The sequence below is a fragment of the Oscillatoria sp. HE19RPO genome (assembly GCF_024220515.1).
In the GTDB taxonomy this organism is placed as follows: domain Bacteria; phylum Cyanobacteriota; class Cyanobacteriia; order Cyanobacteriales; family Laspinemataceae; genus Laspinema.
Genome location: NZ_JAMXOT010000415.1, coordinates 1 through 7339, shown reverse-complemented (window position 1 = coordinate 7339; position 7339 = coordinate 1). Strand labels below are relative to the sequence as shown.

General features: G+C 44.1%; 5 protein-coding genes. 4 read left to right on the top strand and 1 reads right to left on the bottom strand.

The window, feature by feature from the left end:
* Positions 1–359: 359 nt before the first annotated feature.
* Positions 360–2753, bottom strand: coding sequence for an NB-ARC domain-containing protein (locus tag NG833_RS28360; RefSeq protein ID WP_254568620.1), 2394 nt, complete (start codon positions 2751–2753; stop codon positions 360–362).
* A 1094-nt stretch (positions 2754–3847) separates the two neighbouring features.
* On the opposite strand from NG833_RS28360, the gene NG833_RS28355 reads away from it, so the two are divergent.
* The 4 genes from NG833_RS28355 (at position 3848) to NG833_RS30690 (ending at position 7218) form a co-directional block, all read left to right on the top strand.
* A complete protein-coding gene (locus NG833_RS28355; RefSeq protein WP_254568619.1) occupies positions 3848–4351 on the top strand; it encodes a COP23 domain-containing protein in 504 nt (167 codons plus the stop codon).
* 151 nt (positions 4352–4502) lie between these two features.
* Entirely contained in the window at positions 4503–5420 is a 918-nt protein-coding gene (locus NG833_RS28350) for a serine protease (RefSeq protein WP_254568618.1), read from the top strand.
* Positions 5421–5564: 144 nt separating this feature from the next.
* Positions 5565–7085: a S8 family serine peptidase gene (locus NG833_RS28345; protein WP_254568617.1), complete on the top strand. Its 1521-nt coding sequence runs from the start codon at positions 5565–5567 to the stop codon at positions 7083–7085.
* Positions 7086–7089: 4 nt separating this feature from the next.
* A complete protein-coding gene (locus NG833_RS30690; RefSeq protein WP_256556198.1) occupies positions 7090–7218 on the top strand; it encodes a hypothetical protein in 129 nt (42 codons plus the stop codon).
* Positions 7219–7339 lie beyond the last annotated feature (121 nt).

Sequence of the window (7339 nt, the reverse complement as noted above, 5' to 3'; positions counted from 1 at the left end):
ACGTTCAACTGAAAGGAAGGTATGTGTCGGAGTAAATGCTTGCGCCCTCCGGAGGGCGCAAGCATTTACTCCGACATTGACGGGGCTACTCTGTTGATCTACAAACGAACGTTTTGGAGATTTTATTTTTTGGAGTTCCCTAAGAGAACCCCACCCTAACCCTCCCCTTGCCAAGGGGAGGGGACAAGAAGTATTCTAATATTCATACCAAATCCGGTTGTTAAAAGTCGATTTTTTTAATCACGGGATTATCCCAATTTTGCCTAAAAGGGGAATTTACTTCTTTCTCCCCCTTCCCTTGTAGGGAAGGGGGCTGGGGGGTTAGGTCTCTTGAACAAATTGAGATGCTCCTCCAATCACTACTTCCCCCGGTACAAAAATTCATCCATTTCCGCCACTTCTCGTCGCATCAATAAGTCTCGAAAATCTGCTCTAGCTTTAGCCGCCCAAGATTGGGCCTCTTGCCAATCTCCTTGGGCTTTTTTCAACAAAGCAAAAGCTCGTTTACAAAAAGCCAAACAACGCCGATCGCCATTTTTTTCCACCAGAGGAAAAGCCTCCTCTAACAAAGTTTCAGCCTTTTGAAATAACTTGAGATTGATAGCCACCAAAGCTAACCAAATTTGGCAAAAAATCATCCCGCGATGCCACCCAATCTTCCGACTTTCCTCTAAGGCTGTTTCATAGCATTGTTTAGCCTGCACAAACTCTTGTTTTTTAAAATGAAGTTCCCCCCGATAATAAAGAATTTGAACAGGAATTCGGGGATATCTGGGGTCATCGGACGGCAGATTTTGATACAATTTATTCACTTCACTCAACCATTGATTCGCCCCGCGCTCATTTTGTTGATGAACCTGGAACACCGCCATATCCAACGCTAAATTAATACCCAGAGTGAGTTGATAGGTTTGACAGAGTTCCCAAGCCAGATTTAACAGGTGACTTGCTTCTTGATGATGTTCCGGTTGATCTAATAAAATTAGGGTGCGACTTTTATCCCCGATCGCCTCTACCACCCGGAGCCAATCTGCTCGTGTTTTCGCCTGTTCTCGCCACCAATCCATCCAACGTAACCGTTCCGGCCAATATCCGGCAAAATGGGTATAACCTTTAATGTATTGCCAAAATTGACCAAACACTTCATAGCGGTTTTCCAGAATGGTCCATTCAATCGCTTCACTCAGATTTTCCCATTCTTGGTCTAATTCTGTAAATTCACTCCATTCTTGCGGGTCGGTTTTGCCATATTTTTGGCAAAAGTTTAAATACCAGGTTACCCACCGTTCCCGGGCGGCTTTTTGGAACTCCGGATAAACATCGAGTTCACCCAAAACATAGCCTCGGGTTAGGGGCAGCATCACATAACGTCCTTGATGCAATTTTACTAGAGATAATTGTTGCAAGGGGAAAAATTCATCCCCGTTTGGGACATCCGCGACTTTGCTGATGGCTTCGGGTAAAGCGGGACTGGGAAAAATAGCCAAAGCCATCAGCAGCAAATGGGGCGGTTTCTCCCGCAAAGGCAACACTGAACCCTCAAAACAGTATCGGGCAATTTCTCCATCAGAGTGGTTCAAATGGGCGATCGCCTCCGTGAAATGATAACCGGCACTCAGTTGACCAATGGTATAAACAATCGCCGCCGGAATTCCCCCGGTACTGGTATAAATTACTTCGGATTGTTTAGGGGTGATGGGAATATCTTTTTCCTGGGCGTGATGGTGGATTAAATGCAGGCTATCGGTTTTATTAAAGCATTCTAGGTGCAGCGAAATATCTAATAACGCTTGTTGACGGCTCGTAATTAAAACCTTGACAGTGGGGGGTGCTTCAAATAAAAAAGAACGCACATCATCCAAATCCGCTGCGGTTTCCAGATTATCAATCATTAATAAAGTGCGTTGATAGGATAAGCAATCCAGAATTTCTTCCAGTTGGCGATCGCTGTCTCCCATGAGCAAATCGTGGCGTTGCAGAGTGCGGGCGATCGTGCGCAGAATTTTCGACAAAGTATTCTCTTTTTTTAATCGGGGTAAAATTCCCGTACCTGTCAAGCGGTGGGGTTTTGCCGAAGTAAAAATCATCGCATCAAAATTCGGCGAATCGGCTGAGTCTAAACAAGAATAAGCCGCTTCCACAATTAATGTAGTTTTTCCGGCACCACCAATCCCTTCAACGCTAATGCGATGGATTCGACTCTCCCAAGAGAGGAGTTTCAGCAAATGCTTCAGTTGTTTTTGGTGACCGATAAACGTCGTATGATCCCGGGTAGGTAGGTTTTGGTAAATCCGTTGGGGGTGGGAAAAACTTTCCATCACCCCATTTTGGAATGGGGGTCGGGTTAATCCGGCAACCCCTGAAGAGTTCACCCTCTCGTCCCCTGGCGCTTCCCTGACTAAGGAGGGTTGGCGGTATCCATCGGACGCCCATTCCCCAGGATATTTTTGGTTCCAAGCTTGTCGCAGTTTGGGGACCACTTCTTTTTTGAGGAGGATTTTGGTATTTGCATCCACCACCCCCAGTTCTTTCAAAGCATCGGTTAATTTTTTCCGCAGTTTTGGAGAAATTGTTTGCCGCAGATACTTGGGGGTGACTTCAGTGGATTTACTCAGGGTCATTTGTTCATAACTGCGATCGCTGATGATGCCTTCCAGAGTAATTTTCTCTACATCTGAGAAAACTTCATAAGTGGTCCGTTCCAGTAACTGTTCGGCAAATGCGACGAGTTGTTGTACTTCTTCTCGATTCATGGGTCAGAAAACAGTGGAAGGGTTAACCATTAATAGGGGTGCAACACCATTGCCAATCAGAGGGAAGCATCAAGCTCTATAGCCCTTCCGGCAAGGGCTTTGCCTCACGGGTATGGCTTCCCTGAGCGGGTAACAATGTTAAAGGTCAAAACAGAGATGTTCTGCCCGAACCCTACGCCTCTAAAGGATGCTAATCGGGGATGTTACCGTTGACCGTTGTTTTTTGCTTTGGGCGATCGGTCCTTTGTCTGTATTGAAATTTACATAAGGATTCAAGGTTAAAAAAGTATTCAACCTCCGGCGATCGGGTGAGTGGTCACGGGTTTGACTGGACACTAAACTGGCAATTTAAATGCATCAATAGCGCGGGGATAAAACTCTCCGAGAATATACGGATTAATTCCATGTTTTTTTGCCTCAACTTTTTTTAACGAAACTTTACAAAAATCACCGTTAGCCACATTTTTCGACATCGGCAGAAAAGTGCCGAAATCGGTAAGCTGAAAGGCCAATGAAGGCGATCGCAGCTTCAACCCTAGACTAGACTAAGGATTCACCTCAAGGATACTTATAATCATACCGCAATTATTCCCCAAAAAATAGATAAATTTTGCAACCATTTTTATCAACATTTTTAATAATTATTTAAAGGTTTGGTAAAGTGTCGCAGAATGTCGCGAAATGTCGCAGAATGTCGCAAAACATAGGGGTTGACAACTCAAATTTAGGTCTTTAACATTGGGGTTAACAAATTTGAATGTTAATCAAAGGTGCATTCAAACTAGAACCCATCAAAGGAGCATGACAAATATCATTCCTGACGAATCTGCCGAAGGATTGACGATTCCGGGAAGTGAAATGAGGTGTGTTTTTCCAAATTGACGGTTAATTGTTTTCTTTACGAGGAGATAATTTTATCAGTATTTTTCGGAGATGATTAGTTGCTTCTAGGCTCGGGTTCTATGTTCATCCGAGCGGAGCGAGAGCGGCTAAAGCCTTGTTCTTTTCCAAAACTAACTAAAGAACGAGTTTAAATCGAAAAATGCGATAGGCGATCGTCGCGATGTTGATTTTGTAACTAAGGAGTTTTTTCTGTGAAAATTAAGCAATTAGCAACAGCAGCATTAGGGGCTTTGGCACTCTGTGGTGGCATGGCGTTTGAGTCCAACAAAGCTCAAGCACAAGGTATTAATTTTTCTTGTGTTCGGGGATCTCAGGGCGGATTTGTTACTGTAGTTAGTAACGGTCGAGTTACTCGTTCATTAATCACTTGGAATAGCCAAGCGTTTAGTCATAGCGGCTGGACTCCTGAAGCTCGCTGCAATGCAGTAACCAATCGTTTTAATAACGCATTTGCAAGCCAGAGTCGTTTGACGTTAAGCACTGGGACAATCAATAACTTGGGAGTCATTTGTGGACTTCAAGGCCGGGACCGTCGGTGTAGCGGTGACAATATTATCATTACGTTAACTCCTGGCACCAATCCTCGCGGGGCTCTAAATCAGCTTATTTCCGCTACTGCGGGAGGTCGTCCTTTAGCACAATCTGGCAGCGTGACATTAAATGACTGGGCAGATGCGGCATTGAACAGCGACTAACTTTGAGAAGTAGCTATGGGGGACTATTTTTATCCCCATAGCTACTGAGAAACTGTTAGATGCCTGTCATTGAACTTAATTGATTTGGAAAATCACAATTGTGTTTTCAGTTCCTCTCATTGTTGCTTTGAAAATACTGACAGTTTTCACAATGCTCGCTTCGATTTCTGCTTCATTGCCCAGCGCAAATTTTCCGCTATTGCCGGATCTAAAGACTAAATCTCCTGATTTAGCCGTTCGTATCCCTTTTCAACAGGCTCAAAATCCGAACTCTTTACAAGCCCGAGTATCTGTCCCGGAAATTGCTCAAAAAATTACCGTGCGAATTTTAGGGGATGAGAAAATGGGTTCTGGAGTCATTATTGAGCGTCGGGGGAATAGCTACACAGTTCTCACCAATCATCATGTGGTGGAAAACAATGAACAAAACAGCTATACAATCCTCACCGCTGACGGACGGACGCATTCTGGTCGTTGGTTGCAATCTCAGCAATTTGGCAATTTAGATTTAGCTTTAGTGGAATTTAGTAGCAATCAATCCTATCAAGTGGCTAAACTTGGCAACTCAAGTGCTTTATCAGCGGGCGATGCTGTTTATGCTGCTGGATTTCCTAATTGGCACTTTACACCAGGATTAGCTGAGGAAACCCGTGATTGGGGATTGAGAGCCTATCGCTTAACTCAGGGTCAGGTGGAAATGCTATCCAGAAAGCCGTTAGAGAATGGCTATCAAATTGGCTATAGCAACGAAATTGAAACCGGAATGAGTGGTGGGCCAATTCTAAATCAACAGGGCGAACTGATTGGAGTGAATGGCAAGCAAAAATATCCTTTAATTGGGATTTATGCCTTTATTTTCGCTGATGGTACTCGGCCATCTGAGGTAGAAGCGGAACGTATGGTTCCGCTGAGTTGGGGAATTCCTATTGCCAATCTTCAGGCAGGAAGCAACTCTTTTGAGGCAGAGGTTGATGTTAATCCTTTCGAGGATAGAGCCGAAGAGGGGGTGTTTGAAGTTGAAGACCAGGAAAATCCATTTGGCGATTTGTTTGAGCCAGTTTTCTGGTGAATTATCAAACCGAATAATTCTTCCATTTTCCTGTTAAAAAGCTATAAACCCAGGAAGCACTACCGTAGAGAATAACGCTTTTTTTAAGTTGTAAGCGGATTCCTAATCACTGTTAACTCAATTTTTGCAGGACACAAACGACTTATGTTAGACCTTGGCAGTCTCTTTGACGAAAACTCTTATCTTCAGCAGAACACAGACGTAGCTAACGCAGTATCTCAAGGCGGTTTTGCTACTGGATTCGACCATTTTCGGCTTCACGGTCAATTTGAAGGACGACAGCCTAGTGGATTCTATAGTGAAAGCTATTATCTGCAACAAAACCCAGATGTTGCCAATGCAGTATCTTTAGGCGGTTTTGCTACTGGATTAGACCATTTTCTGAATCATGGTCAATTTGAAGGACGAGATCCAATTACAGAGTTTAATACTGCCTACTATTTAGGACAAAATCCAGATGTGGCTTCTGCGGTTAGCTCAGGGGGAATGACAGCTTTAGGGCACTACGTCTTTTTTGGTCAGAATGAGGGCCGGGTTGCTAACGCGGTTGGTTCGCAAGGCTTCAATCAGCCAATAGATCCAGTAACAGGTGCATTTACACCTTTTATTCCACCGGAAGGACCTTTTGCCACTCAATTTGGGTTTGGTTTAGTTGATGCGGCTGATGCTGTTGCTCGTGCGAGAGGACTAGAGCCATTCTCTTTTGATCAACCATTAGAAAGTGCAAATCTTGAAGAACAGAATGAAATTGACGATGACTTTTACGGCTTAAACCTAATTAAGGCTCCTGCGGTTTGGAACCAGGGTATTACTGGGAAAGATGTCGTAGTTGCTGTCCTAGATGGAGGAGTTGACGATACACACTCTGAATTCGCTGGTAAGATAGTTCCTGGCTTTGACTTTGTAGGTGGTAATGCCAATCAACAAGACTTTCAACACGGAACCCATGTTGCGGGTATTATTGCAGCTAAAAATGATGGAATAAACGTCACGGGTGTCGCTCCTGATGCAAAAATTATGCCTATCAGGGTGTTGGATAGAGCCGTGGACGGAAATCTTTCTGCTGATGACATTAACCTTCGATATGCAAATGCAATTCGTTTTGCTGTAGAGAATGGGGCAGATATTATTAATATGAGCTTGAAGCTTCCTAGTCCGGAGGGAACTGATGGCTTGACCCCTAATATAGAGGTGGAAAACGCTCTTCGTTACGCCAAAGATAATGGCGTGCTTGTAGTTATGGCAGCAGGTAACAATGACGGAAAAGACCAAAGTCAACCATTTTACCCAGGTCGTTATGCTGAAGATGGTTTAGGCATTGCAGTAGGAGCAGTGGATGATTTCAACACTGTACTAGATTTAGATGGTGTAGCACCTCAATTTGCCGGTTCTAATCCAGAAATAAACTTCATTTCGGCACCAGCATATCGAATCGCATCTACATATCCAAACAACGAAATTAATTCACAAACAGGCACATCTCAAGCAGCACCTTTTGTTGCTGGTGTAGCTGCTCTGATGTTGGAAGCTAATCCCAACTTAAATCCCGATCAAGTTTATGACATCTTAACCGGAACTGCCAAGGCAGACGGGTTGAAGATTTTTGAAAATGGTGAAGAAAAAGAGTTCGATATCGCCACAGGTTTATTTGAGCCTATTGGGTAAACAAGTGCCTAATTCAAGCATCACAGCAACACCTTGGCTCACTGATTTACTGGAAAGCGATCGCCCCTTACACCTAAATCAATCCAAAGGGCGATCGCAGGTCAAACAGAAACCCGGTTTCTTGGGTTCCTAAACCCCCTAAGGGAACTCCAAAAAATAAAATCTCCAAAACGTTCGTTCGTAGATCAACAAAGTAGCCCCGTCAATGTAGGGGCGCAATGCTTGCGCCCTCCGGAGGGCGCAAGCATTGCGCC

Coding starts and splice junctions, on each gene's coding strand:
- NG833_RS28345 (WP_254568617.1), top strand. CDS start 5,565: ATGTTAGACCTTGGCAGTCTCTTTGACGAAAACTCTTATCTTCAGCAG.
- NG833_RS28350 (WP_254568618.1), top strand. CDS start 4,503: ATGCTCGCTTCGATTTCTGCTTCATTGCCCAGCGCAAATTTTCCGCTA.
- NG833_RS28360 (WP_254568620.1), bottom strand. CDS start 2,753: ATGAATCGAGAAGAAGTACAACAACTCGTCGCATTTGCCGAACAGTTA.